Below are 26,001 nucleotides of genomic sequence, written 5' to 3'. Positions count from 1 at the left end.
ACGAAAAGGTAAACCAGGTTGTCGAGTTTCGCAATGGCTGAGCGCCCGGACGGCGCCCCCGTCGAGGTGGGAGTGGGCTTCGAGCTGCCCGTTCTGCTCTTCGGCGGCTTCCGTTCGATCATCGGCGCCCTGCATGACGAGCTGGCCGAGCACGGCCACCCCGACATGAGTCCCGCGTACGGGTACGCACTGCAGGCGGTGGGCCGGGGCGGGTCGACCGCCAGTGAGATCGGCCGGCGGCTGGGGGTGTCCAAGCAGGCCGCCGGGAAGACCGTCGAGAAGCTCGAAGGCCTCGGTTACGTGGAGCGTGTCGACGATCCGCAGGACGGCCGCCGCAAGCTGGTCCGGCTGTCCCCGCGCGGGCTCGACATGCTGGTGCGGTCTGCCGAGGGCTTCGACCGGCTGCGCGCCGAGTGGATGCGGGTGCTCGGTGCCGAGCGGGTCCGTGCCATGGAGGCCGATCTGCGCACCATGGCCGCCGCGGACGCGTTCCGGCTCGATATGGCCGCTTGGTTCAACGGCTGAGCGAGTGGGTGAGGGCTTGGACTTTGTGAACGAGAGATAGGACGTATCAAGCGCCAACCCTTCCTGTGGGGCACATCATGCGGCAGCATGCACGCGTCGGCACCCGAAAGACCCGACCACTTGTGGTCGTGAATGGGAGGGAACCATGGCACGACGCACCCATGTGCTCAGTGCGCTCGCACTGGCGGCGGCCGCCGCGCTCATCCCCGTACAGGCCACGGCGCAGCAGCCCGCACCCCAGCGGTCCGCATCGCCCGCCGCCCCGTGCGGCGCGCCCGTGAGACCCGCGTCGCAGATGACGGTCGAGTCCTGCGACAGCCCCGGCCGGATCATCGAGAAGGCCGCGAACATCGTCCCCACGCCGGGCCAACTGGCCTGGCAGCGGCGCGAGGTCACCGCCTTCACGCACTTCGGGATGAACACCTTCACCGACCGTGAGTGGGGTTCCGGCACGGAGGACGAGAAGCTCTTCGCGCCGAAGAGCATCGACGCCGACCAGTGGATGCGCGTCTACAAGGCCGCCGGTGTCGAACAGGTCATGCTGACCGTCAAGCACCACGACGGGTTCGTCCTCTATCCGAGCCGCTACACCGACCACTCGGTCGCCCTCAGCCCCGGCAGCCCCGATGTCGTCGCCGCCTATGTGAAGGCCGCCCGCAAGGCAGGCCTGAAGGTCGGCCTCTACCTCTCGCCCTCCGACGGCGCCGAACTCCCGCACGCCTGGCACGCCGAGTGGGTCGAGAAGATCCGCGCCAAGCAGGCCGAGGGCAAGCCGCTGAGCCTGCCCGAGCGGATGGCGCTGGAGGACGGTGACCGCGCCCCCGCCGGCCAGGGCCGGTTCGGCAACGGCAGCGCAGTCACCGAGCGCACCATTCCCACCCTCGTCCCCGGCGACGACCGGGCCGCCCGCGTGAGGAGCGGCAAGCTGCCCACCTTCAAGGTGCGGGCCGACGACTACGACGCTTACTACCTCAACCAGTTGTACGAGATCTTCACCCAGTACGGCCCCGTCGAGGAGCTCTGGCTCGACGGCGCCAACCCGTGGTCGGGCTCCGGCATCACCCAGAAGTACGACGTCAAGCAGTGGTTCGACATGGTCAAGGCGCTCTCGCCGAACACCGTCGTCTTCCAGGGCCCCCAGGGCGTCCGCTGGGTCGGCAACGAGTCGGGCGTCGCCCGGGAGACCGAGTGGAGCGTCACCCCGCACACCACCGACCCGTGGACGGGGCTCGGCAGCCTCCCCAACGACTCGACGGACGCCGACATCGGCTCCCGGGCCAGGATCCTCGACCCGGCCGTCAACTACCTCCAGTGGTACCCGGCCGAGGCCGACGTCTCCAACCGGCCCGGCTGGTTCTACCACGAGGACGAACGGCCCAAGACCGCAGCACAGTTGATGAACCTGTACGAGAAGAGCGTCGGCCGCAACGCCTCGCTCCTCCTCAACGTCCCGCCGGCGCCCGACGGCCGGATCGCCGAAGGGGACGTCGCGTCACTCACCGCGTTCGGCGACGACGTGCGCCGGATCTACGGCGGTGACGTACGGACCCAGGGCCCGGCCCCGTACACCTTCGACCGGGTGGCCGTCCGTGAGGACATCAGGCACGGCCAGCGGGTCGAGCGGTTCGCCGTGGAGGCCCGGATCGACGGGGCCTGGCAGCGGATCGCCGAAGGCACCACCATCGGCAACGAGCGCATCCTGCCGCTCCCCGCGGCCGTGACCGCCACCTCGGTCCGCGTCAAGGTGCTGGAATCCAGGGCGAAGCCGTACCTGGCTGCCACGACGCTGCACCTCACCACCGCACCGGCCGGTTCCTGACCGGCCACGAGCCCGCGCATCCGGGCCGGCCCTGACCCGGCCCGGATGCGCGACGCCCCGGCACGCCCTACCCCTGGTCCAGATACGCGAGCACCGCGAGAACACGGCGGTTGTCGTCGTCGGAGGGCGGCAGGTCCAGCTTCCCGAAGATGTTCGAGGTGTGCTTGGCCACCGCCCGCTCCGTGATCACCATGTGTGAGGCGATCGCCGCGTTCGAACGGCCCTGGGCCATCAGTTCCATGACCTCCCGCTCCCGCGGCGTCAGCCCGCCCATCGGCTTGTCCTGCGCGCGCCGCGACAGCAGCTGCGAGATCACCTGCGGGTCCATCGCCGTGCCGCCCGCCGCGACCCGCCGAACCGCGTCGATGAACTGGTCGGCGTCGAAGACCCGGTCCTTGAGCAGGTAGCCGATCGCCCCGTTGCCGTCCGCCAGCAGCTCGCGCGCGTACAACTGCTCGACGTGCTGGGAGAGCACGAGCACCGGCAGCCCCGGCCTGGCCCGGCGGGCCGCGAGGGCGCACTGCAAGCCCTCGTCCGTGTGGGACGGCGGAAGCCGGACGTCGACCACGGCGACGTCCGGCTTCAACTCGGCAAGGGCCCGGGTGAGTTCGGGCCCCGTCTCGACGGCGGCCGCGATCTCGAAGTCGTACGCCTCCAGCATGCGCACCAGGCCGTCGCGCAACAGGAAGAGATCTTCGGCTAGGACAACTCGCAAGGGATCTCCATGGTCACCATGGTGGGACCGCCCGCGGGGCTGCTGACGGCCATGATGCCGTCGAATGTACCGAGTCGGCGTTCGATGCCGCTCAGGCCCGAGCCCTTCCCGGTCGCCGCACCGCCCTTCCCGTTGTCCGTGACCGAGATCCTCAGCATGCCGTCGACATGGTTCAGGTCCACCCAGATCCGGTCCGCGCCCGAGTGCTTCGCCGCGTTCGTCAGGACCTCGCTGACCGCGAAGTACGCCGCCGACTCGACCGGGGCCTCGGCCCGGCCGTCCAGCTCCACGTCCACCTCGGACGGGATCGGCATCCGCAGCGCCAGCGCCCTGACCGCGTCCCCGAGACCGCGCTCGGCGAGAACCGGCGGGTGGATGCCCTGGACGAGATCGCGCAGCTCGGTCAGCGCCTCGGCCGAGGACGCACGGGCCATCGCCACGAGCTTCTTCGCCTGGGCCGGGTCCTTCTCGATCAGCGCCTCGATCGTGCCGAGGTTCATGCCCATGGCGACCAGCCGGGCCTGCGCCCCGTCGTGCAGATCCCGCTCGATGCGCCGCAGTTCGGAGGCGGCGGTGTCGACCGCCTCGTGCCGGGTCTCGGTCAGCCGGTCGATGCGCAGGGCCAGTTCCTGCTCGTGCGTGGGGGCCAGCACCGAGCGGGCGAGCACGAAGTGGGCCCGCAGCAGCCGCTCGCTGAGCAGTACACCGGCCGCGAAGAGCGCCACTCCGAGCGCCGCGGCGGCCAGCCCCGACGCCTGGCTGTCGACGGGCACGAACGCGTACCAGTACCGGTCGTCCGTGTAGACCCGCCACAGACCCGCCGCCAGGACGAAGCCCTCCACCGGGTAGATCATCAGGGCCGCCGCCAGGGTGGCCACCACGTAGCCGGCGGTCATGTCGACCATCAGCCACTGGATGTCCCGCCAGGTCGCCGGGTCCTTCAGCATGAGTGTGGTGCGCTCCACCTGCCCGGTGAACCCGCCGCGCACATCCTTCGGCAGTGGCCGGTACGGGACGGGGATGCGGACGTCCGACCAGGTGATGGCCAGCAGCCGGCGCTGATTGGCGTGCCGGCGGACCGTCGTCAGCACCCAGGGGGTGGTCACCAGCCCGATGCCCAGCAGGATGAAGGCGATGGAGAGCACCGTCAGCACGAACAGGGTGAGCGATCCCGCCAGCGAGGCGACCGACAGCAGCAACCCACGCCCCGCGGCCAGCAGCGCGCCCCTCACCCGTCCCCGTGTCGCGTTCATCCTGATCCCTCTTCCCTCTCCGGGCCGGTCCCGTCCGGCCTGATCCGCCGGACGCGCCCTGGCCGGGGCCGCCGTGCCGGCCCCGGTCCGTACACAGTCTGACCCGGTGGCCCCTGTGGGCGTCAGCCGTTTCGCCACCCGGCGGGGGTGTACCTACCACCACCCCCGCACCGACGCCCTACGTCACGCCGAGTGGGGGCTTCGACGGCTGGGGCGGCGGGCCCGGAATTCCTAGATTCGTGGTGTCCGGTCCGACGCCTACACAGGGGGCGAACAACACCATGAGGCCCAACCTCGCGGCACGTATCGGTGTGTGGAGCACACACCATCGCAAGACAGCCGTTCTCGGCTGGCTGCTCTTCGTCGTACTCGCCGCGGGCATCGGCGGCGCGTCGGGGATGGTCGAGATGACCAACGCGGAGAACGGGGCGGGCGACTCGGCGCGCGCCGAACAGATCCTCTCCGACGCCGGCCTCAGCCACCGCGCGGGTGAGCTGGTCATGGTGTCGTCGACGAAGCCCGACGGCTGGCGGACGGCGGCCGGCGAGCTCACCGCGGCCATCGGCCGGACCGGCGAGGTGGCGGACCTCGCGGCTCCGGTCCCGTCCAAGGACGGCAAGGACGCGCTGATCACCTTCGAGATGAAGGGGGACGCGGTCACCTCCGCCGACCGGGTGCAGCCCGTCCTGGACGCCGTGGCCGGCGTCCAGGAGGACCGGCCGGACGTCACCGTCCGCCAGTTCGGCGAGGCCAGCGCCGGCAAGTGGCTCGGCGACCTGCTCTCCGACGACATGAAGAAGGCCGAGTTCACCGCCGTACCCCTGGCGCTCGGCATTCTGCTGGTCGCCTTCGGGGCCGTCGTCGCGGCCCTGCTGCCCGTGGGGCTCGCGCTGACCGCGTGCATGGCCGCGTTCGGACTGCTCTCGCTCGCCAGCCACCAGCTGCACCTCTTCCAGACCACGTACTCCGTGATGTTCCTGATGGGCTTCGCCGTCGGCGTCGACTACTGCCTCTTCTACCTGCGCCGCGAACGCGACGAGCGGGCCGCGGGACGCGACGCCGAGACGGCGCTGCGCATCGCCGCGGCGACCAGCGGCCGGTCCGTGCTCGTGTCCGGGCTGACGGTCATGGTCGCGATGGCCGGCATGTTCCTGTCCGGCCTGATGCTGTTCAAGGGCTTCGCCCTCGCCACGATCATCGTGGTCTTCATCGCCATGATGGGCTCCGTGACGGTCCTGCCCGCCCTGCTCTCCTGGCTGGGCGACCGGATCGACGCAGGGCGTGTGCCGCTGCTGAACCGGCGCGACAAGCGCGGCGGGAAGGAGAGCGGCAGGATCGCCGGCAAGCTGCTGCGGCCGGTCCTGGCCAAGCCGAAGTTCTTCGCTGCCGCATCGGTCGTCGTTCTGCTGGTACTGGCCGCACCGGCCCTCGGCATGAAGACCGAGTCGCTCGGCCTGGAGAAGCAGTTCGGTTCGGACTCCGCACTGTCCGTCGCCTACCAGCACATCAACGAGACCTTCCCCGGCGGACCCGCCCCGGCCCAGGTGGTCGTCGAGGCCGACGACATCGAGGCCCCCGCCGTACGCAAGGCGCTGGCCGGATTCGACCAGGTGACCGTCCACCGGGCGCAGAACGTCGCCGAGATCGAGGTACCGCTGCCCGGCGGCGAGGCGGCCCTGACCGAACTGAGGGAGGACCGGCTGCCGGCCGCGTTCGACGGCACGGGCGCCCGCGCCCATGTCACCGGTGAGGTGGCCGGGTCCGTGGACTTCAACGACCAGCTGAAGCGCGGCATCGTGCCCGTCTTCCTCTTCATCACCGCGGTGACCTTCCTGCTGATGCTGTTCTGCTTCCGCAGCTACGTCATCGCCGTGACCTCGATCCTGCTCAACCTGCTCTCCGTGGCCGCCGCCTACGGCGTGATGACGGCCGTGTTCCAGCACGGCTGGGGCGCCTCGCTGATCGGCTCGGAAGGCGTCGGCGCGATCGAGGCCTGGATGCCGCTGTTCGTCCTCGTCGTCCTGTTCGGGCTCTCGATGGACTACCACGTCTTCGTGGTCTCCCGGATCCGCGAGGCCCACAGCCGCGGTCTCTCCACCCCGGCCGCGATCGACGAGGGCATCCGGCGCACGGCCGGTGCGGTGACCGGTGCGGCCGTGATCATGGTGGCGGTGTTCTCGGTCTTCGGGACGCTGTCGATGCAGGACATGCAGCAGATGGGCGTCGGCCTGGCCGTCGCGGTACTGCTCGACGCCACGATCGTACGCATGGTCCTGCTGCCCTCCGCGATGGCGCTGCTGGGCGAACGGAACTGGCGCACCCCGCGCGTCCTGCGCCGCCTGCCGGAGATGGACCACGGCGAGCCGCAGCCGGAACCCGCCCGCGCGGCGGCCCCTGCGATGCACGGCTGACCCCGGACGAACGAAGTGGGCCCCGGCTGCGGTACGTTCCGCAGCCGGGGCCCACTTCGTGTGCGATCAGGGCGTGTACTTGTAACCGACGCGCCGCACCGTCTGGATCGACCGGCGGTGCTCCGCGCCCAGCTTGCGGCGCAGCCGGGCGATGTGGACGTCGACGGTGCGCCCGTCGCCCACATGCCCGTAGCCCCAGACCGTGGTCACCAACTGGTCCCGGGTGTGCACCCGGTGAGGGTGCGTGACCAGATGGGCCAGCAGTTCGAACTCCAGGTAGGTGAGGTCGAGCGTGTTCCCGTTCACCGCGGCCGTGCGCTGGACGGAGTCGATCCGCACCGGCCCCGTCCCGGCGTCCGCCGGCACCAGGTACTGGGCGGTCGCGGCCGCGATGGCCGACTGCTGATCGGCGGGGACGAGCACCAGGTATCCGACCATCGGCGGCCGGCCCGGCAGCGCCGGCAGGGTGTGCTGGGGCGCGGGCAGCCAGGTGGCGCCCGGAGTCAGGAACGCGGAGACATCGGCCGGCCGGACGACCTCGTCCGGAGCGACGGCGCGCAGCCGGTGACGGTTGGGGGAGGGGGGACGGGAAGAGGCGGTCGCAGCGGTCGCCGACGGCGCTGCGGTGGCAGCGGCTGCGGCGGAGAAGATACGGGTGTTCGCCATGAGGGTCAGCTCTTTCGCGCGAGGGAGTCGTCTGTGGACTGACTTGCTTCGTGCGCGCGGACCGAAGACCGGGGTGAGCGGTGTTAGAGGGCCTGCGCGTTCAACGCGCGGCAACACACCCGGTCGAAGTCGTGATGCTGACGGGAGGGCCAGAACGGCTCGAGGTCGCTGCGACCTGACGAGGAGTGCTGGATGCTGGCCATGACCCCATTGAACCAGAGAACGGGGCGTGGGAGCAGACCTCTCTCACCCGTCGATACGGCCCCTTTGCCATGGCCCCGCCCCGGGCTCAGCCCACCAGCCGTTTCCGCCAGTCCAGGCCCGCCAGTTCGATCGCCCGGTCCGGCGAACCGTCCCACTCCACGGTCAGTCCGGCTTCCCCCAGCACGGCCGCCACCTCCCGGCCCACAGCCGCAGCCGTCTCCGCAGACTTGTCGAACCCGCCGTAGTACAGGGTCAGTCCGTGCCCGGCCGCGGCGCTCTCCGTGCCCTGTATGTGGAAGAAGACGAAGCCCCGGGCGTCGTCCCGTCCCTCCGCGCGGATCTCACCCACTCCGCACGACCGGCAGCACGCGAAATGCTCCCGGGCGGTGATGCCCCGCCCGTCCAGCACGGCGAAGGCATCCCCCAGCCGGTCCGGATCGGTCACATCCGCCCACCGCCGCTGCTCTTCGACCCGCTCCAGCCACAGCCGCTCCACCAACTGCCGCGCCTGCGCGAGCGTCACCGGATGCACGCCGTCCTTCACCAGGTAGTCCTCGGCCGACTCGGCGAGATCCGCCACACTGCCGTACCCGCCGCGGAGCAACTCCCGTACGCGCTCCTCCAACTGCCCGCGGATGTCCGCCGCGATCTCCGGTACGGGCTCCGGCTCCGGCAGGCCGGCGCTCTCCCAGCCGATCCCCGTGTCCCACCCGGGCTCCTGGCGGGCCCAGCGCGCCATCAGGGCGGCGACCTGCCCGGGCGTCTCGACGAGGGCGCGGACATGGGTGGCGGCTCCGCCGGTGCGGTGCTCCACGTCGTACGCCCCGTCGACCTCGTGCCACACCTGGATGAACGTGCCCGGGATGTCCGGTATCCGCTGCACGACCAGGAAGCGGTCACCGGTCATGCCGATCCGGTGCACCAGGCCGCCGAGCTCCTGCTCCGAAACACGGGTGTGCGTCTGCTGGTTCTCGGTCGCGATCTTGATCTCGAGCATGCGACCAGCCTGGCACACCGCACTGACAGTGCCCCGGGCACGCGCAGGGGCGCCCGCCGGACCAACCGGTGGGCGCCCCTCGTGCGGACGGTCGCTGCTGCGGGATCAGACCTGGTCGGCCTTCTCCAGCGCGGTGCAGCAGGTGTCGACGATCAGCCGCGTGACGACGTACGGGTCGACGTTGGCGTTCGGACGACGGTCCTCGATGTAGCCCTTCTGGTCCTGCTCGACCTGCCACGGGATACGGACCGAGGCGCCGCGGTTGGAGACGCCGTAGCTGTACTCGTTCCACGGGGCGGTCTCGTGCAGACCGGTCAGCCGGTCGTCGATGCCCGCGCCGTAGTTCTTGACGTGGTCCATCGGCTTCGAGCCCTCGCCGAGCGACTCGGCCGCGGTGATGATCGCCTCGTAGCCCTCGCGCATCGCCTTGGTGGAGAAGTTGGTGTGCGCGCCCGCGCCGTTCCAGTCGCCCTTGACCGGCTTCGGGTCCAGGGTCGCGGAGACGTTGAAGTCCTCGGCGGTGCGGTAGAGCAGCCAGCGGGCGATCCACAGGTGGTCGGAGACCTCCAGCGGCGAGACCGGACCGACCTGGAACTCCCACTGGCCGGGCATGACCTCGGCGTTGATGCCGGAGATGGCGAGGCCCGCCTTCAGGCAGTTGTCGAGGTGCTTCTCGACGATCTCGCGGCCGAAGATCTCGTCCGCGCCGACGCCGCAGTAGTAGCCGCCCTGCGCGGCCGGGAAGCCGCCCTCGGGGAAGCCGAGCGGCCGGTGGCCGTCGAAGAAGGTGTACTCCTGCTCGATGCCGAAGATCGGCTCCTGGCCGGCGAACTGCTCGGCGACCGGACGCAGCTCGGCCCGCGTGTTGGTCTCGTGCGGGGTCATGTCGATGTGGAAGACCTCGCACAGGACCAGGATGTCGTCACCGCCACGGATCGGGTCCGGGCACGTGAAGACCGGCTTCAGCACCCGGTCGGAGGCGTGGCCCTCGGCCTGGTTGGTGCTCGACCCGTCGAAGCCCCAGATGGGCAGCTCGGCCACGTCGGACGACGGGGAACCGGGCATGATCTTGGTCTTGGAGCGGAGCTTGGCGGTCGGCTCGGTGCCGTCGATCCAGATGTACTCAGCCTTGAACGTCACGGAAGCCCATCCTTTGCGGGTGCTGCGGTCTATGCAGCGCAGCTTCGCAAGACGCGATTTCCCGACCGTTGCCCTCGTGTGAACCCCGTGTTACCGAGGTTTCCTGCGTAAGACGGCCCCGCCGTGGGGCGTCGGCTACCGGCCGCGGTTCCGGGGCGGAGCCCGGAAGCCGGCGCCCCGGATTCCGGTCGTCCTCAGGCCGGCGGTGTGCCCCGCGACAGCCGCCGGACGCCGGAACCGTCCCCGTCGTATACAGGGCCCGGGCGCCCCCTTCCCGTCCCGGTGGGACCGGTTCCTCTGGGCGGTCGGGCGCACCGGCACACTGGTCCCATGACGACACCCGCGACACCTCTGCGTATCGGCCTGGTCGGTACGGGCCCCTGGGCCCGCAACACCCAGGCCCCCGCCCTCGCCGCCCACCCCGGCGTCGTGCTGAGCGGGGTGTGGGGCCGCCGTGCCGAGGCCGCCGGGGAACTGGCCGCCGCACACGGCACCACGGCGTACACCGGTGACGCGGGCCTCGACGAGCTCTTCGCCGCGAGCGACGCCGTCGCGTTCGCCCTGCCGCCCGATGTCCAGGCACCCCTGGCAGCCCGGGCCGCAGCGGCCGGCTGTCATCTCCTGATGGACAAGCCGGTGGCCACGACCGTCGAGGGCGCACGGGAGGTGGCCGAGGCCGCCGAGCGGGCCAGGGTCGCCTCGATCGTCTTCTGCACCCTGCGATTCGCTCCGGAGACCGCGGACTGGATCGCCGAACAGGGCGCGACGGGCGGCTGGTTCACGGCCCACGCCGAGTGGATCGGCGCCCTGTGGGCGCCGGGCGAGGACAGCGAGTACGCCGCATCCCCCTGGCGCCGGGAGAAGGGCGGCCTGTGGGACGTCGGCCCGCACGCCCTCTCGGTCCTCATCCCGGTGCTCGGCGACGTCACCGACCTGACCGCGGTCCGCGGCCCGGCCGGCACCCACCACCTCGTCCTGCGCCACACCTCCGGTGCCTCCAGCACCGTGACGCTCACCCTGGCGGCGCCGGTGGCGGCGGCCGGGGTGGGGATCGAGCTCAGGGGCGAGCACGGCATCGCCGGTCTGCCGCGATGGGACGGCGCGGTCGGCGCGTTCGGCGCCGCGGTGGACGCGCTGACCGAATCGGTGCGTACGGGGGAGGCGCACCCCTGCGACGTACGGTTCGGGCTCCGGCTGACCGAACTGCTCGCGGAGGCCGAGGCGCAGGCGGGCACCTGAGCCGTGCGGGTCGGCCCGGTCGGCTGCACCCCGGCCGGGTGCGGGGCGCGGGCCGGCCCGCCGCAGCCCGGTCAGGCCCGGGACCTCCTCATGAGCGGTCCGTGCCCCCGGCCTGGTCCGGCTTTGCCGACACCGCGGCGTGGAAGCCGAGCAGAAACCGTCGTACGGCGGCGACCTCGACCTCGTCGAACCCCCGCAGCAGGGCCTCGGCGCTCCCGATCATCGGCCCGAACGCCGCCCATCCCAGTTCCACCGCCTGCGGGGTCACGGACAGCAGTACCCGCCTTCGGTCCCGGGCGTCGCGGGTGCGCGTCAGATGACCCAGGCGCTCCAGCCGGTCGATGAGCGAGGTGGTGCCGGCCGAGTTGAGCCCGAGCTCCGCGCCGAGCCGGCCGGCCGTGGCCCCGGTCCCGCTCCGCCCGGCGTCGAGCAGGCAGATCAGGGCTCGTACATCCGTCGGATGCATACCGTTCCGGGCCGCGAATTCGGCCTGACGCAGGCCGAATTCGACCGTGACCTTGCGCAGGAGATGGACGATCTCCCGCTCGGGACCCTGCTCGGCCATGGGTGACTCCTCGCCCTATTATCTCGCTCGGCGAGATAATATCTTCGGACGGAGTTCAGGGAGCATCCATGACACCCATCGCGTCCGCCAACGGTACGGCTGCCTTCCTCGCGGCCTACGACGAGGTCATCGCCACCCGCTGGCCCGCCGGCACGACCTCGACGCGGATCCCCACGCCGTACGGCACGACCCATCTCAACAGCTACGGCCCTGAGGACGCCCCACCCCTGCTCCTGCTGCCCGGCGGCGGCGCCACCTCCACCGTCTGGTCCGCCCAGGCCGCCGCTCTCGGCCGCACCCATCGGGTCCACGCCGTCGATCTCGTGGGCGAGCCCGGCCGCAGTGTGGTGGGGGAGCGCCCGATCCGCACCGTCGAGGACCTGTGCGACTGGCTCGATGCGGTGCTGGACGCACTGGACACCGGACCGGCCGCGCTGTGCGGTCATTCATACGGCGGCTGGATCGCCCTGCACCACGCTCTGCGCGCACCCCACCGCGTCCGGCGCCTGATCCTCGTCGCCCCGACCGGCTGCTTCGCCGGCTTCCGCGCCCAGTATCTGGTGCGCGCGATCCCGATGCTGCTGCGCCCCGACGCCGCACGGACGCGCGCCTTCCTCGCCTGGGAGACGGGCCATGTCCCGCTGGACCCGGTCTGGCTGCGCATGCGCGAAGCGGCGGCGGGCCTGCGCTGGGTTCGACCGGTCACCGGTCCGCGCCCGGCACCGGAGGCCCTGCGCGGGCTCGGTGTACCGGCCCTGGTCCTGCTCGCCGGACAGGGGCGGGCCCAGCAGGCGAGCCGGGTGGCGGGCGCGGTGGACCGGCTGCTGCCGCGGGCCGAAACCGTCGTGCTGCCCGGCGTCTCCCACCACGCGCTGCCGCTGTACGGGCCGGTGACGGCCGAACTCAACCGCAGAATCGGGGAGTTCCTCGATGCCGCGTCCGATGATTCCCGGTAGTCCCGGCACCGCCGTACGGGCGGTCCGGACCGGACCGGCGCGCGCTCAGCGACCCAGGGCGTCCCGGACCGCCTCGTCCGTGCGCGCGACCACGGCCGTGCCGTCCTCCGCCGTGATGATCGGCCGCTGGATGAGTTTCGGATGCTCGGCGAGGGCCGTGATCCAGCGCTCCCGCGCATCCGCGTCGCGCGGCCACTCCTTGAGCCCCAGTTCCTTCGCGTCCGCCTCCTGCGTCCGCGTGATGTCCCACGGCTCCAGCCCCAGCCGGCCGAGCACGGCCCTGATCTCGTCCGGCGACGGCACGTCCTCCAGATAGCGGCGGACGGTGTAGTCGGCGCCCTCCGCGTCGAGCAGCGTCAGGGCACTGCGGCACTTGGAACAGGCGGGATTGATCCAGATCTCCATGGGGCCAAAGGTACGCGATGGACCCCCGAAAACCCCTCTGGCCAGGGGCGATTGTCAGTGGGGGGCAGTAAAATGGGGGTAGTTCGTGAGGGTTCCACCACCGCGCCAGGAGGTTGCCAATGGCCGTAGCCGCAGTCACGACCAAGCCGCTCGACACACCCCTGAAGAAGAAGCCGCTCCCTGCCGGCCGTCCCCGTGAGTGGTACGTCTCCCACAATCGCCGGCTGAAGGCGATGCGTCTGGCGATCGCCCTGCTCGACACGGGCGTGTTCTACCCGTCGAGCGCGAGCAACGCCCGGATACGCACGACCGCCGAGCGCCTCGCCATCCACCCGCCGTCCGACACCACCTGCCGTATGGTCCGCGCGCTCATCCGCTACGGCCGCTGACCGGCCCGCCCACCATCCGTCAGGGACCGTGCCCCCGGGAGACCGGGGGCACGGTCCCTGTTCAGTACCCGTCGCAGGTAGCGGTGGCGAAGGCGCCCGAGGCCCTGGCGGTGCGGTGGGTGCCGTCGTCCACCGTCACCGAACAGGCCACGTCACCGCCCGACTTCCCCAGGCTGACCTCGAACGAACCGCCGCTCATGAAGCCCTTGGTGTCCAGTTCCCCGGTCCACGGCAGGCGCCTCAGGGTCAGCCGTGCGGTCGACAGCTCCTCGCCCTTCCACGTGCTGTAGGTGAGCGTCACGTCCTCGGCGGCGCCGGTGACCTCGTACCGGATGTGCACGGTGCGCGAACTCTCCGCGGAGACCTCACGGGCCAGCACGGCTGAGACCGCACCGGCCCCGAGCGCGAGCACCACGACGATCAGCAGCAGCACCCACGGCCACAGCCGCCGCCTCCTCGGGGGCGGCGGGGCCGGTGCGCCGGGGGCGGCCTGCTCGCTCATCCCTCCAGACTCGGTGGTCCGTGCTCCGTCCGCGACCCCACGTCCGCCACCCCCTCACCCGGTCGGCCTACACCGCATGCGTACTCCACCGCCGCCGCATTGACTTGGGCCGACGGACGAGTGCTGGGAGGCACGATGACGAGGCGAGGCGTACGGGGCGCGAGCGCGGTTCTGGTGGCGATGACGGTGGCGTTCACGGCATCGGCCTGCTCGGACGACGGGGACAGCGCGTCGAGCACGGTGTCGAAGGCGGCGTCGGCCGCTTCTTCGGTGGCCTCCTCCGTCGCCTCCAAGGGGTCCGACGTGGTCGCCTCCGCGACCGCCGCCGCCGAGGACAAGCTGAACAGCTTCAAGGACGGCGTGAACGCGAGCGGCGACGTCAAGGCGGGCGCCCCGGCCACCGACGCGGACGGCCGGGTGACCTCGAAGGTCACCGTGTCGAACGGCACCGACTCGACGCAGTCCTACGCCGTGCAGATCAACTTCAAGGACGCGGACGGCAATCTGCTCGACACGGTCGTGGTGTCGGTCGACGACGTGGCCTCCAAGAAGGCCAAGGACGCCACGGCCCGCAGCAACCGGAAGCTCGACGGCGACGTCAAGGTCGAGGTGGGCCAGGCGCTGCGGCACTGACCGTGCGAGTGGCCGCCCCTCGTACCGACCGTGCGAGGAGCGGCCACGGATCGCGTTGAGGCACCCGGGCGGGACGAGGCCGTACGGACGGTGACGGCGACGGTTCCCACCGGTCCGCGCGCACTCGTACCCGGCCCTCCCGGCCCTCCTGGCCGTACCGCGAAGCCGGAGCCGGCGCCGGGATGCGAGCTGATGGGCCGGTGGCCCGCCGGGCGCCGACGGCCGGGCCGAAGGCGCGGAAGCCAAGGGTGTGCCCGGCCCTCGTTCCAGCTGCGCATCCGCTGCTCGCCGATAGTCCGACGCCCTGTGAGACAACCTCCGCGGCATCGGCGACCTGACCGGCACGCACACGGCCGGCGACCTCGTCCGGCTCATCCGAACGGCCCTCGCGCCCGGCCTGAGGGCCGGTGGCTGTCGCGGCAGTGCATGATCGGAACACCGGCCCCGCCCGAGCGGGACGCAGACCGAACGCTCGGGCCCGACACACGGGAGAGCACCCATGCGGATTCACCTGACCAGCGTCTTCGTCGACGACCAGGACAGGGCCCTGCGCTTCTACACGGACGTGCTGGGCTTCGTGAAGAAGGCCGAGGTCCCGGTCGGCAAGGACCGCTGGCTGACGGTGGTCTCGCCGGAGGACCCCGACGGCACCGAACTCCTCCTGGAGCCGGACGGCCATCCCGCGGTGAAGCCGTACAAGACGGCTCTGGTCAACGACGGCATCCCGGCCGCCTCCTTCGCCGTGGACGACGTTCACGCGGAGTTCGCCCGGCTGCGCGGCCTCGGAGTCCGCTTCACCCAGGAGCCGATGGAGGCGGGCCCGGTGACGGTCGCGGTCCTGGACGACACCTGCGGCAACCTGATCCAGATCCTCCACAGCCGGTGACGGCGGGCAGGACGTAGCCGGGCCGGCACCGTTGTCGGAGCCGTGCGCGTTCACCGGACCTGACCGCCCGCCGGGCCGGCGGTCCCTGCGGGGGCGAACGGGCGAGGGCCGCCACCCCGGTCATGGGATGGCGGCCCTCGCCCTGCTCAGAACTGCTGAGCCACCTGCTGCCTAGAGGTCGAAGTACAGCTCGAACTCGTGCGGGTGCGGGCGCAGCTGGATCGGGGCGATCTCGTGCGTGCGCTTGAAGTCGATCCACGTCTCGATGAGGTCGGACGTGAAGACGCCGCCCGCCAGGAGGTACTCGTGGTCCGCCTCGAGGGCGTCGAGCACGGCCGGGAGGGAGGTCGGGACCTGCTGGACGTTGGCGTGCTCCTCGGGAGCCAGCTCGTAGAGGTCCTTGTCGATCGGCTCCGGCGGCTCGATCTTGTTCTTGACGCCGTCCAGGCCGGCCATCAGGAGGGCCGAGAAGGCGAGGTACGGGTTGGACGACGGGTCCGGGGCGCGGAACTCGACGCGCTTGGCCTTCGGGTTGGAGCCCGTGATCGGGATGCGCATCGCGGCGGAGCGGTTGCGCTGCGAGTAGACCATGTTGACCGGGGCCTCGAAGCCGGGGACCAGGCGGTGGTACGAGTTCACCGTCGGGTTGGTGAAGGCCAGCAGCGACGGGGCGTGCTTCAGGATGCCGCCGATGTAGTAGCGCGCCATGTCCGAGAGGCCCGCGTAGCCCTGCTCGTCGTAGAACAGCGGGGAACCGCCGGCCCACAGCGACTGGTGGACGTGCATGCCCGAGCCGTTGTCACCGAAGATCGGCTTCGGCATGAAGGTCGCGGTCTTGCCGTTGCGCCACGCGACGTTCTTCACGATGTACTTGAAGAGCATCAGGTCGTCGGCCGCGGCGAGCAGCGTGTTGAACTTGTAGTTGATCTCCGCCTGGCCGGCGGTGCCGACCTCGTGGTGCTGGCGCTCGACCTGGAGGCCGTTCTTGTCCAGCTCCATGGAGATCTCGGCACGCAGGTCGGCGAAGTGGTCCACCGGCGGGGTCGGGAAGTAGCCGCCCTTGTAGCGGACCTTGTAGCCGCGGTTGTTGTCCTCCGACCCGGTGTTCCAGGCGCCGGCCTCGGAGTCGATGTGGTAGAAGGACTCGTTCGCCGAGGTCTGGAAGCGGACGTTGTCGAACACGTAGAACTCGGCCTCGGGGCCGAAGTACGCGGTGTCGGCGATGCCGGTCGAGGCGAGGTACGCCTCGGCCTTCTTGGCGATGTTCCGCGGGTCACGGCTGTACTGCTCGCCGGTGATCGGGTCGTGGATGAAGAAGTTGATGTTGACGGTCTTGTCGCGGCGGAACGGGTCGACACGGGCGGTCGACAGGTCGGCGCGCAGGGCCATGTCGGACTCGTGGATGGCCTGGAAGCCGCGGATCGAGGAGCCGTCGAAGGCGAGCTCCTCGGTCGGGTCGAAGACCGCCGCCGGGATGGTGAAGTGCTGCATCACACCGGGCAGGTCGCAGAACCGGACGTCGATGAACTTGACGTCTTCGTCGGCGATGTACTTCTTCACGTCGTCGGCGTTCTGGAACATCCAACTCCTCCTACTCCCGGCCCGGGAGGGACGGGGTTGCAGCTCGTTGTGTGGCCAGTGCGGTGGCACACGCTGGACCCGACCATAGGCAGACCGGATTTCTCAAGCATGACCCATTTGTTTCGCCGAAGTTAACCGGGCCGGGTGTGAGCGGCACCTCATGTGCGCGGCGACGGCCGGTTCCCGGCACGTTCCGGGCCGGTTTCGGTGCGATGTCCCCGACGGTCCCGGCCCCCGCCCGGCGGGGCGCGGGAGCGGGCGCAGTACCGTGGTCGGGTGGACAATAGGCAAGCAATCGGATCGTGGCTCTCCGGGCCGCGCGCGGCCGCCGAGGAGATGGGCGCCGACTTCGGCTACCGGGGCAAGCGGCTCGGGCTTCCCGAGCAGGGGCCGGGGGCCATGGCGCCGCTCGGACGGCGTTTCGGCGCGATCTTCGTGGACTGGGCCCTGTGCATGCTGATCGCATACGGGCTGTTCGCTCGCGGTGACCAGCAGGCGACCGGGAACTGGGCGCTCGGCGTCTTCCTCGTACTGAGTGTGCTCACCGTCGGCACCATCGGCTGCACACCCGGCAAGCGCCTGCTGCGTATCAAGGTCGTCGCCGAGGACGGCGGGCGCCTGGGGTTCGGGCGGGTGCTGGTGCGCAGTGTGCTGCTGTGCCTGGTGATCCCGGCCCTGGTCTGGGACCGCGACGGCCGCGGGCTGCACGACCGGCTGGCCCGCGCGGTTCAGATCCGTATCTGAGGAACGCGCGCGACGGGCGGAAGAACACGAAACGAAGCAGCACGAAGCAACGCAGCACGAAGCGAAGCAGCACGAAGCAAGGCGGCACGAAGCAAGGAAAACCAAAGAGGGCGGGTCGCGAACCGGTGGTTCGTGACCCGCCCTCTTCGTGCGTTCTCTCAGTCCGCTCAGCGCATCTTTCCGCCGCGCGGCATCCGCATGCCCTTCGGCATGGGGCCCTTCGGCAGTGGCATGTTGCTCATCAGGTCGCCCATGGCGCGCAGCCGGTCGTTGGCGGCCGTCACCTGCGGGCCGGTCAGGACGCGCGGCAGCTTCAGCATCGTCGTCCGCACCTTCTTGAGCGGCACCTGACCCTCGTCGTTGCCGACGATGATGTCGTGCACGGGTACGTCGACCACGATGCGGGCCATCTTCTTCTTCTCGGCCGCGAGCAGGCTCTTCACCCGGTTCGGGTTGCCCTCCGCCACCAGCACGATGCCCGCCTTGCCCACGGCACGGTGGACGACGTCCTGGCTGCGGTTCATCGCGACCGCCGGCGTCGTGCTCCAGCCTCGGCCCACGCGGTCCAGCACGGCCGCAGCGGCGCCCGGCTGTCCCTCCATCTGCCCGAAGGCCGCCCGCTCGGCACGCCGCCCGAAGACGATCGCCATCGCGAGGAGGGCGAGCACGAAGCCCAGGATGCCCAGGTAGACCGGGTGGCCGATCAGGAAACCGATCGCGAGGAGGACACCGAAGGTGACGATTCCCACACCCGCGACGACAAGCCCGATCTTGGAGTCGGACCGCCTGGTCATCTTGTAGGTCAGGGCGATCTGCTTGAGCCGCCCCGCGTTCTCGGCGCTGTCCGCGCCTTCAGTGGTTTTTGCCTTCCTCGCCATGCAATGAAGTTTACGTGGCCTAGGAACGGTGGTCGGCCACGGCCTCCAGTACGTACTCGGACTCGACCCGGTCCTTGGCCCGGCGGCGGTCCTCGAGGACGGCCGTCCAGGCGTTTCGGCGGGCGGTGCGCTGGCCGCTGCTCAGCAGCAGCGACTCGACGGCGCGGAGGGCGTCGGTGACGGACGGAAGGGCGGTGGCGCGTACCGGCACGGCCTGCATCGTGGAAGTCCCCTCGGAACGGATGCGCTCACCGGGCGGTGCCCGGCGGGCGGAGTGTGCTGCGCGGACTGGATACGGGGCGCAGGGGCGACGCGGCCGCGAGAACCACTGCGCTGCCTGTATCCAGGGTCACTGCTTGGTGTTACCAGCGCGTGACCGGTCGGTCAAACACCAATGAAACCTTGATACGGGCGTCGCGCACGCCGACGCGGCCCATCCGCGCCTCGGACCTGCGAGGAGTGGACGGGCCGCGTCGAACGAGCTATTACTGCTCAGTAGCTTCTTGTGCCCGGATTCACACGGGCGCTGCTACGCGGTGGGCGCCGGGGCCACCGCACCACGCCGCTCCATCGCCTGCTGGAACAGCCGGCCCGCGCGGTACGAGGAGCGGACGAGAGGTCCGGACATCACACCGGAGTAGCCGATCGCGTCGGCCTCCTCCTTGAGCTCCACGAACTCGTGCGGCTTCACCCAGCGCTCGACCGGGTGGTGGCGCGGCGTGGGCCGCAGGTACTGCGTGATCGTGATGAGCTCGCAGCCCGCGTCGTGCAGGTCCTGGAGTGCCTGGCTGACTTCCTCGCGGGTCTCGCCCATGCCGAGGATCAGGTTGGACTTGGTCACCAGACCGGCCTCGCGGGCGCGGGTGATGACCTCCAGGGAACGCTCGTAGCGGAAGCCGGGCCGGATCCGCTTGAAGATCCGCGGCACCGTCTCCACGTTGTGGCCCAGCACCTCGGGGCGCGAGGAGAAGACCTCGGCGAGCTGCTCGGGCTCCGCGTTGAAGTCGGGGATCAGCAGCTCCACCTTGGTGTAGCCGTCCTCCCGCTCCGCCGTCTGCGCGTGGATCTGGCGGACGGTCTCCGCGTACAGCCAGGCGCCGCCGTCCTCCAGGTCGTCGCGCGCGACGCCCGTGATGGTGGCGTAGTTCAGGTCCATCGTGACGACCGACTCGCCGACGCGGCGGGGTTCGTCCCGGTCCAGCGCCTGCGGCTTGCCCGTGTCGATCTGACAGAAGTCACAGCGCCGGGTGCACTGGTCGCCGCCGATGAGGAACGTGGCCTCGCGGTCCTCCCAGCACTCGAAGATGTTGGGGCAACCGGCCTCCTGGCACACCGTGTGCAGACCCTCGCTCTTCACGAGCTTCTGCAGCTGGTTGTACTCGGGGCCCATCTTCGCCCGGGTTTTGATCCACTCGGGCTTGCGCTCGATGGGGGTCTGGCTGTTCCGGACCTCGAGGCGCAACATCTTGCGCCCGTCGGGTGCGACAGCGGACACTCCGGCACTCCCCTTTGCTTTCGCTGCATTGGATTCTTCGGCGAACACCAGGGTACGCCCGTAGTTCAAACGGCTTTACGTCTGCCCAACCTGTGGCCGGCAGGGCCTATTCCCGCGGAGGTGTTCCGAGGGTCAGGCCGTGGCCACGACATCGTTCGTACGCTCGATGGTGCGCGGCGCGAGTTCGGCGTTCTCCAGGACGTCCCGGAGGTGCTTCTCGACGACCGGGAGCACCTGGGCGATGGTGAGGTCGCGGCCCAGTTCGTACGCGAGCGAGGTGACGCCCGCGTCCCGGATGCCGCAGGGCACGATCCGGTCGAACGAGGTGTTGTCGGGGTTCACGTTGAGGGCGAAGCCGTGCATGGTCACGCCCTTGGCGACCCGGATGCCGATCGCGGCGAGCTTGCGGTCCTCGCGGCGCTGGCCGGCGTTGGACGGGGCGTACTCGGGTCCGTTCAGCCGGGCGTCGAACTCCTCGTCCTGGAGCCGTGGGTCGAAGTCGAGCGAGAGACCGCCGATCGCCGGGCGCTGCTCGACCGGGTCGCCCAGGACCCAGACACCGCTGCGGCCCTCGACCCGGCTGGTCTCCACGCCGAACTCGGCGGCCGTACGGATCAGCGCCTCCTCCAGCCGGCGGACGTGTGCGACGACGTCCACGGGGCGCGGCAGCTTCTGGATCGGGTAGCCGACCAGCTGGCCCGGACCGTGCCAGGTGATCTTGCCGCCGCGGTCCACGTCGATGACCGGGGTGCCGTCCAGCGGGCGCTCGCTGTCGGCGGTGCGCCGGCCGGCCGTGTAGACGGGCGGGTGCTCCAGCAGCAGGCAGGTGTCGGGGACGGTGTCCTCGAACCGCGCCGCGTGCACCTCGCGCTGCTTCTGCCAGGCCTCCTGGTAGTCGACGGCTTCCTCGCCGAATCCCAGACGGACGAACCGAAGCTCAGTCACGACAGCAGCCTCTCTACTTGCGGTGCCGGGGCCGGGGGTGTCCCGTCACCATGCACCGAATCGCGCCTCCGGCCACTGTACGACCGGTGCCGGAGCGGGGGCCCGGCAGGTGGTTCCCGTCAGCGCCGCCCTCAATCCTCACACGATCGGATGAATGTGATGCGAAGGCGGCCGGGGTTGCCCCGGAGGCCGCTAAATTCGCGCCGTTCCCTCGGGCCCGGCCCAGCACCGCGACGCCGTGGGGAGCACAGAACAGTCCCTGAGGGGCTGCCCGCCCGGCCCCGTAGGCAGGAGACCGTACAGCTGATGTCGGAACGACCTCCGCAGCGCACCCCCAACCGCCGACTCGCCTCACTCATCACCGAAGCCGGGTTCTCCAACGCCGGCCTCGCCCGCCGGGTGGACCAGCTCGGACTCGAACACGGCCTCGACCTGCGGTACGACAAGACCTCCGTGACCCGCTGGCTGCGCGGACAGCAGCCGCGCGGCACCACGCCCGCGCTGATCGCGGAGGTCTTCACCAGGCGGCTCGGCCGCCGGCTCTCCGCGCAGGACCTGGGACTGGACGCCTGCGCGCCCGTCTACGCGGGCCTGGAGTTCGCGGCCACGCCCGCCGAGGCGGTCGACATCGTCAGCGGGCTGTGGCGCAAGGACTCCGGCAGTCATGTGGAGCTGCGGAAGATCGCCTTCACTCCGGCGGGGCTGGTCGTCCCCAGCCGGGACTGGCTGATCGGACGGGCGGACGAGTGGGTGGGACGGACCGGGGACGGCGCCGCTGTCGCGGGCCAGGCCGCCAGGGCGCACGCCGGGCCGCGCCCGGCACCCGGCGCCGCCGGGACACACGGCGGCGCGGCGCAAGGGCCGTACGGAGGCGGGATCGGTTCCGGAGGGGGGTCCGTGCCCGGGGTGCCCGAGCAGGGCGGCGTGCCCGGGCCCGGTGTCCGGCACGGCTTGCGCGGGCCCACCCCGTCCCGGCCCGCCGGACCGCACGGGCCGGGCGGCTCCCCGCCCGCCCTCGCGGCCGGGCCGGGCGGCGTCCCCAGGCAGCGGCAGACCGAGCGGGGCTCCGGGCAGAAGGTCAGCAGCGGTGACGTCGCCGCCCTGCGCTCGGTCGCCGAGCTCTTCCGCACCCTGGACAACGCCTACGGCGGCGGCCACGCCCGGCAGGCCCTCGTCCGGTACCTGGAGCACGAGACGGAGCCGATGCTGCGCGGCACGTACGGGGAGGCCACCGGGCGGCGGCTCTTCGCCGCCGCCGCCGACCTGACCCGGCTCGCGGGCTGGACCTCGTACGACATCGCGGCCCACGGGCTCGCCCAGCGCTACTTCGTCCAGGCGCTCCGGCTGGCCCAGGCCGCCGGTGACCGGGCCTACGGCAGCTTCGTCCTGATCACGATGAGCCGGCAGGCCGTCTACCTCGGGCACGGCCGGGAGGCGGTCCAGCTGGCACGGGTGGCCCAGCAGGGCGTCGGCTCTTCCGCGCCCCATGCCGTCCTGGCCCTGCTGCACGCGGTCGAGGCACGCGGACACGGGGTCCTCGGCGATGCCAAGGCCTGCGCGGCCTCGCTCACCCGGGCGGAACGCGCCCTGGAGGCCTCCCGCCCCGGCGACGAGGTGCCGCACTGGGCGCGCCATTTCGACGAGGCCCAGCTCGCCGACGAGTTCGGGCACTGTTACCGGGACCTCCAGCAGTACCGGGTCGCCGCGCAGCACGCGGAGCGCTCGCTCCAGCTGCGCGCCCCCGCGTACGCCCGCAGCCGCCTGTTCTGCCGAGTGGTGCTGGCCTCCGCGCGGCTCGGGCTCGGCGAGCTCGACCAGGCCTGCCGGCTGGGTGCGGAAGCCGCGCAGCAGGCCGCCGAGATGCGGTCGGTACGCGCCACGGAGTACGTACGGGACTTCGAGCGGCGCCTCGAACCCTTCCGGGACGCCGCCGCGGTCCGCGGCTACCGCGAACGGGTGGCCGCGCTGGGCTGACGGGAGGCCCTGGGACCTCCCGTCAGGGTCAGGCCGCCTCCGGGAGCGCCGCGGTGCCCCCGGAGGCCGGCTGCACCCCCAGGTCGGTGAGGATCGCCCCGGCCGCGCGCCGTCCGGAGGACAGGGCCCCCTGCACCGATCCGGTGTCGCGGTGGTCGCCGCACACGTACAGCCCCGCGAGCAGCCGGACCGGGCGCTGCGGGTCGTGCGGGGGCGCCATGGCGGGCACCGCCTCCGGATCGTGGTGGGCCGCCAGCAGCTCCCAGTCGTCGGTGGGCATGCCGTACAGGGCCGCGAGATGCGTGCGGACCGTGCGGTCCAGATCGGCCGGCGGCGTACCGAGCACCGTCGAGCTGATCAGGACCCGGCCGTGCGGGGCGCGCGACGGGTCGACCTCGCTCATCACCGCGGTGTGCGCGACCGGACCCGAGCGGTCGGCGTCCAGGAGCAGCGAGGCGCCGGTCGGCGGGGGAGCGGGGGCGGTGTGGTGGAGCACCGTCACCGGGTGGAAGGGCGGCACGCGCAGGCCGGGCAGCAGCTCGGCCGCGGCGCCCGCGCCGGTCGCCAGCAGCAGGGAGCGGCAGCCGATCTCGCCGTGTTCCTTGGTGCGCACCGCGGTGATGTCCGCCGATGTGACGTGCACGCCCGTGCGTACGGTGCCGGGCGGCAGGGCGGCCGCGAGCAGATCGGGCAGCGTGGCCGAACCTCCCGACGGTACGCAGAGCCTGCCGCTCGCGTAGCCGCGCAGCGCGAGATCGGCGCACCGGCTCGACGTGCCGAGCGCGGGGTCGCTGAGCAGCGCCGTGAGCAGGGGGCGCACGAATCCGTTCAGCGTCCGGGCGGACAGGCCGCGGCCTGACAACGCGTCGAGCGCGGCGCGTTCGGGCCGGGCCAGGACGCGGGCCCGGGGGGTGGCCGCGAGCCGGGCCAGCGCCACCCCGAGCCGGGCGTGGTCGATCGCCCCGCCCATGGCCCCGGTGAGGCTCCCGCTCAGAGGGGCCCGGGGGGCGCTTGCGAGGGCGCGCGCTGCCTTGAGTGCGCCCCGTGCGCCGCGTGCGCCCCGGGGACTGCGTATCTCCCCGGTCCGGTACCGGCGGCCCTCGCTGTGGACGAGCACGCCGGGATCGAAGTTCCGCAGGACGAGTCCGTCGAGTCCGGGCGTCGCGTACAGCTCCGGATACGAGGTGTTGAGAAGTGGTCCCAGGTGGTCGAGCCGGAACCCGTCCACCTCGTCGGTCATCATCCGGCCGCCGACCCGGGGGCCGGCCTCCAGGACGCTGACGCTCACTCCCGCACTGGTCAGTAGGTGGGCCGCTGACAGGCCGGCGATCCCGGCCCCGATGATGACGACGTCCGCGTGGTGTGCCGTGCTGAGCACGTGCCCCTCCCCGAGTCGGCGCAACTGGTGGGAGGCTCTTGCCCTCAACCGGCCCCCGGAATGCGCGAGTTCGCCACGAGGCTAGGAGGGTGGCGGGATTCCGCGCAGTCGCGCGCGGGCCGGGGCACCGGTGCACGGGGTCGCACGTCCGTCCGAACGGAGCGACGGAGGACGGCTCCTGGGCGGCGGGGTCAGCGCAGAGCCGCCCGGATGGCGGCGTCGATCCCGGGGAAGGCGAACGCGAACCCGGAGTCCAGCAACCGTCCCGGCAGCACCCGCTGACTGCCCAGCACATCCTCGGAGAAGTCGCCCAACGCGATCCGCAGCGCGGGCGCGGGAGCGGTGAACAGCGTGGGCCGGCGCAGTACCCGGCCCATCGCCGCCGTCACCTCGCCGTTGGTGACCGGGGCCGGACCCGTCAGATTGACCGGTCCGGACAGCTCCGGGGTGTCCAGGGCGTGCCGCAGCGCAGCGATGTGGTCGTGCAGCGCGATGAAGCTCCAGTACTGCCGGCCGTTGCCGAGCCGGCCGCCGAGCCCCGCGCGGAACAGCGGGAAGAGCCGGGCCCAGGCACCGCCCTCCCGGGCGACGACCAGTCCGGTGCGCGCGTGCACGGTCCGCACCCCGGCCTCCTCCGCGGCGGCCGTGGCTTCCTCCCACTCCACGCACACCGACGGCAGGAACCCGTCGCCGGGCGGCGCGCCCTCGTCCACCGAGCGGTCCCCGGTGTCGCCGTAGAAGCCGATCGCGGACCCGGACAGCAGCACGTTCGGCGGGACGTCCAGTGAGGCGACGGCCTCGGCGATCGCGGCCGTGCCCAGGACCCGGCTGTCCCGGATCTCCCGCTTGTACGCCTCGGTCCAGCGATGGTCGCCGACCCCGGCCCCGGCGAGATGGACGACGGCGTCGCAGCCCACCAGACCGGCCACGTCCACGTAACCCCGCTGGGGGTCCCACTCCACCTCGTCGCCCGACCGGGCGGGCCGCCGGACCAGCCGGACCACCTCGTGCCCGTCGGACCGCAGCGAGCGCACCAGCGCCGCTCCGATGAGTCCGGTCGATCCGGTCACGGCGATACGGGAGTGCGGCACGGGTCGCGGCATGGGTCCATCCTGCCCCACATGCCGCAGGCGACGCATGGCACAGTGACGCGCATGGCCGAGTCCCTCCCCCTTCCAGTGCCCCTCGTCCGCCCCGCGGTCCTCGACGACGGCCCCGCTCTCACGGAGCTCGACCGGAGCACCTGGTCGACGCTGCACGCCGTGCAGCCGCGGCCGCAGCCGCCGTACGCGCCGTTCTTCGACGACCGGCACCTGCCGCAGGACATCCTGGTGGCCGACGCGGTGAACCCGGCGGGCGCGACGGTCATCGCCGGGTACATACGCGTGGTGCCGCCCACCCCGCTGTCCTGCAACGCGCACGTCCGGCAGATACAGGGCCTCGCCGTGGCCGCCTGGGCGCGGGGCCGCGGCACCGGCCGCACGCTGATCCGCGCGGCGTGCGGGACGGCACGCCGTCAGGGGGCCAACCGGATCACCCTGCGGGTACTGGGGCACAACGCTCCCGCCCGCGCGCTGTACGAGTCGGAGGGGTTCACCGTCGAGGGCGTCCTGCCCGGCGAGTTCTTCCTGGGCGGGCGCTACGTGGACGACGTGCTGATGGGCCGGCCGCTCGGCCCGTGACCGGCACCGGGCCGGCCGC

At 71.6% G+C, this 26,001-nt stretch carries 26 protein-coding genes; 11 read left to right on the top strand and 15 right to left on the bottom strand.

The features are described 5' to 3' along the window. The first annotated feature begins 33 nt into the window (after positions 1–33). Positions 34–525, top strand: coding sequence for a MarR family winged helix-turn-helix transcriptional regulator (locus tag JGS39_RS07830; protein WP_219568020.1), 492 nt, complete (start codon positions 34–36; stop codon positions 523–525). A 145-nt stretch (positions 526–670) separates the two neighbouring features. Beyond that, on the top strand, positions 671–2,344 hold the full coding sequence (locus JGS39_RS07825) for an alpha-L-fucosidase (RefSeq protein WP_219568019.1): 1,674 nt from the start codon (positions 671–673) through the stop codon (positions 2,342–2,344). A gap of 67 nt (positions 2,345–2,411) precedes the next feature. On the opposite strand, the gene JGS39_RS07820 is transcribed toward JGS39_RS07825, so the two are convergent. Both JGS39_RS07820 and JGS39_RS07815 read right to left on the bottom strand, forming a co-directional pair. Continuing rightward, on the bottom strand, positions 2,412–3,059 hold the full coding sequence (locus JGS39_RS07820) for a LuxR C-terminal-related transcriptional regulator (protein ID WP_219568018.1): 648 nt from the start codon (positions 3,057–3,059) through the stop codon (positions 2,412–2,414). Continuing rightward, a complete protein-coding gene (locus JGS39_RS07815) occupies positions 3,044–4,312 on the bottom strand; it encodes a sensor histidine kinase (RefSeq protein ID WP_219568017.1) in 1,269 nt (422 codons plus the stop codon). The genes JGS39_RS07820 and JGS39_RS07815 overlap by 16 nt, the downstream gene beginning before the upstream one ends. A gap of 281 nt (positions 4,313–4,593) precedes the next feature. Here JGS39_RS07815 and JGS39_RS07810 point away from each other — a divergent pair, with 281 nt between their 5' ends. Next, positions 4,594–6,723: an MMPL family transporter gene (locus tag JGS39_RS07810; protein WP_219568016.1), complete on the top strand. Its 2,130-nt coding sequence runs from the start codon at positions 4,594–4,596 to the stop codon at positions 6,721–6,723. 66 nt (positions 6,724–6,789) lie between these two features. Here JGS39_RS07810 and JGS39_RS07805 read toward each other — a convergent pair whose 3' ends face one another. From JGS39_RS07805 to glnII, 3 genes are all read right to left on the bottom strand, one after another. Beyond that, on the bottom strand, positions 6,790–7,389 hold the full coding sequence (locus tag JGS39_RS07805; RefSeq protein WP_219568015.1) for a winged helix-turn-helix domain-containing protein: 600 nt from the start codon (positions 7,387–7,389) through the stop codon (positions 6,790–6,792). 289 nt (positions 7,390–7,678) lie between these two features. After that, entirely contained in the window at positions 7,679–8,590 is a 912-nt protein-coding gene (locus JGS39_RS07800; protein WP_219568014.1) for a DUF6891 domain-containing protein, read from the bottom strand. Between the two features lie 105 nt (positions 8,591–8,695). Further along, positions 8,696–9,730, bottom strand: a complete 1,035-nt coding sequence (gene glnII, locus JGS39_RS07795; RefSeq protein ID WP_219568013.1) for a glutamine synthetase — start codon at positions 9,728–9,730, stop codon at positions 8,696–8,698. Positions 9,731–10,060: 330 nt separating this feature from the next. Here glnII and JGS39_RS07790 point away from each other — a divergent pair, with 330 nt between their 5' ends. Next, a complete protein-coding gene (locus JGS39_RS07790) occupies positions 10,061–10,969 on the top strand; it encodes a Gfo/Idh/MocA family protein (RefSeq protein WP_219568012.1) in 909 nt (302 codons plus the stop codon). Positions 10,970–11,057: 88 nt separating this feature from the next. Here JGS39_RS07790 and JGS39_RS07785 read toward each other — a convergent pair whose 3' ends face one another. Continuing rightward, entirely contained in the window at positions 11,058–11,534 is a 477-nt protein-coding gene (locus JGS39_RS07785; protein ID WP_219568011.1) for a MarR family winged helix-turn-helix transcriptional regulator, read from the bottom strand. Positions 11,535–11,602: 68 nt separating this feature from the next. Here JGS39_RS07785 and JGS39_RS07780 point away from each other — a divergent pair, with 68 nt between their 5' ends. Then, on the top strand, positions 11,603–12,490 hold the full coding sequence (locus tag JGS39_RS07780) for an alpha/beta fold hydrolase (protein ID WP_219568010.1): 888 nt from the start codon (positions 11,603–11,605) through the stop codon (positions 12,488–12,490). Positions 12,491–12,535: 45 nt separating this feature from the next. Here the strand turns inward: JGS39_RS07780 and JGS39_RS07775 are convergent, their stop codons facing one another. Further along, complete coding sequence (locus JGS39_RS07775; protein ID WP_219568009.1) at positions 12,536–12,895, bottom strand: arsenate reductase family protein; 360 nt, start codon at positions 12,893–12,895, stop codon at positions 12,536–12,538. A gap of 119 nt (positions 12,896–13,014) precedes the next feature. Between JGS39_RS07775 and JGS39_RS07770 the strand changes: the two genes are divergently transcribed. Next, positions 13,015–13,284: a hypothetical protein gene (locus JGS39_RS07770; protein ID WP_219568008.1), complete on the top strand. Its 270-nt coding sequence runs from the start codon at positions 13,015–13,017 to the stop codon at positions 13,282–13,284. Between the two features lie 61 nt (positions 13,285–13,345). Here JGS39_RS07770 and JGS39_RS07765 read toward each other — a convergent pair whose 3' ends face one another. Continuing rightward, the gene (locus tag JGS39_RS07765; RefSeq protein WP_219568007.1) at positions 13,346–13,786 is read right to left on the bottom strand and encodes a hypothetical protein; all 441 of its coding nucleotides are present in this window, start codon (positions 13,784–13,786) and stop codon (positions 13,346–13,348) included. 135 nt (positions 13,787–13,921) lie between these two features. On the opposite strand from JGS39_RS07765, the gene JGS39_RS07760 reads away from it, so the two are divergent. Then, on the top strand, positions 13,922–14,419 hold the full coding sequence (locus tag JGS39_RS07760; protein ID WP_236062834.1) for a hypothetical protein: 498 nt from the start codon (positions 13,922–13,924) through the stop codon (positions 14,417–14,419). Between the two features lie 499 nt (positions 14,420–14,918). After that, complete coding sequence (locus tag JGS39_RS07755; protein WP_219568006.1) at positions 14,919–15,305, top strand: VOC family protein; 387 nt, start codon at positions 14,919–14,921, stop codon at positions 15,303–15,305. A gap of 171 nt (positions 15,306–15,476) precedes the next feature. On the opposite strand, the gene glnA is transcribed toward JGS39_RS07755, so the two are convergent. Next, on the bottom strand, positions 15,477–16,886 hold the full coding sequence (gene glnA, locus JGS39_RS07750; RefSeq protein WP_219568005.1) for a type I glutamate--ammonia ligase: 1,410 nt from the start codon (positions 16,884–16,886) through the stop codon (positions 15,477–15,479). Between the two features lie 276 nt (positions 16,887–17,162). Between glnA and JGS39_RS07745 the strand changes: the two genes are divergently transcribed. After that, complete coding sequence (locus JGS39_RS07745; RefSeq protein WP_219568004.1) at positions 17,163–17,630, top strand: RDD family protein; 468 nt, start codon at positions 17,163–17,165, stop codon at positions 17,628–17,630. 167 nt (positions 17,631–17,797) lie between these two features. On the opposite strand, the gene JGS39_RS07740 is transcribed toward JGS39_RS07745, so the two are convergent. The 4 genes from JGS39_RS07740 to lipB form a co-directional block, all read right to left on the bottom strand. Further along, positions 17,798–18,508, bottom strand: a complete 711-nt coding sequence (locus tag JGS39_RS07740) for a DUF4191 domain-containing protein (protein WP_219568003.1) — start codon at positions 18,506–18,508, stop codon at positions 17,798–17,800. Between the two features lie 19 nt (positions 18,509–18,527). Further along, the gene (locus tag JGS39_RS07735; RefSeq protein ID WP_136330099.1) at positions 18,528–18,728 is read right to left on the bottom strand and encodes an SCO2195 family GlnR-regulated protein; all 201 of its coding nucleotides are present in this window, start codon (positions 18,726–18,728) and stop codon (positions 18,528–18,530) included. Positions 18,729–19,037: 309 nt separating this feature from the next. After that, entirely contained in the window at positions 19,038–20,003 is a 966-nt protein-coding gene (gene lipA, locus JGS39_RS07730) for a lipoyl synthase (protein ID WP_219568002.1), read from the bottom strand. Positions 20,004–20,135: 132 nt separating this feature from the next. Beyond that, positions 20,136–20,948 carry a lipoyl(octanoyl) transferase LipB gene (gene lipB, locus JGS39_RS07725; RefSeq protein ID WP_219568001.1) on the bottom strand — a complete coding sequence of 271 codons (813 nt, stop codon included), beginning with the start codon at positions 20,946–20,948 and terminating at the stop codon, positions 20,136–20,138. 306 nt (positions 20,949–21,254) lie between these two features. On the opposite strand from lipB, the gene JGS39_RS07720 reads away from it, so the two are divergent. Then, positions 21,255–22,922, top strand: a complete 1,668-nt coding sequence (locus JGS39_RS07720; RefSeq protein ID WP_219568000.1) for an NsdA family TPR-like regulatory protein — start codon at positions 21,255–21,257, stop codon at positions 22,920–22,922. Positions 22,923–22,950: 28 nt separating this feature from the next. Here JGS39_RS07720 and JGS39_RS07715 read toward each other — a convergent pair whose 3' ends face one another. Together JGS39_RS07715 and JGS39_RS07710 are read right to left on the bottom strand one after the other, a co-directional pair. After that, the gene (locus JGS39_RS07715) at positions 22,951–24,300 is read right to left on the bottom strand and encodes an NAD(P)/FAD-dependent oxidoreductase (RefSeq protein WP_219567999.1); all 1,350 of its coding nucleotides are present in this window, start codon (positions 24,298–24,300) and stop codon (positions 22,951–22,953) included. Positions 24,301–24,491: 191 nt separating this feature from the next. After that, positions 24,492–25,391: a TIGR01777 family oxidoreductase gene (locus JGS39_RS07710; RefSeq protein WP_219568041.1), complete on the bottom strand. Its 900-nt coding sequence runs from the start codon at positions 25,389–25,391 to the stop codon at positions 24,492–24,494. A gap of 63 nt (positions 25,392–25,454) precedes the next feature. On the opposite strand from JGS39_RS07710, the gene JGS39_RS07705 reads away from it, so the two are divergent. Then, positions 25,455–25,982, top strand: coding sequence for a GNAT family N-acetyltransferase (locus tag JGS39_RS07705; RefSeq protein ID WP_219567998.1), 528 nt, complete (start codon positions 25,455–25,457; stop codon positions 25,980–25,982). The last annotated feature ends 19 nt before the right edge of the window (positions 25,983–26,001 follow it).

The organism is Streptomyces poriferorum (assembly GCF_019399235.1).
Classification (GTDB): Bacteria; Actinomycetota; Actinomycetes; order Streptomycetales; family Streptomycetaceae; genus Streptomyces; species Streptomyces poriferorum.
The sequence above is the reverse complement of the archived record's forward strand: the minus strand, read 5'-3'. Positions and strand labels throughout refer to the sequence as shown.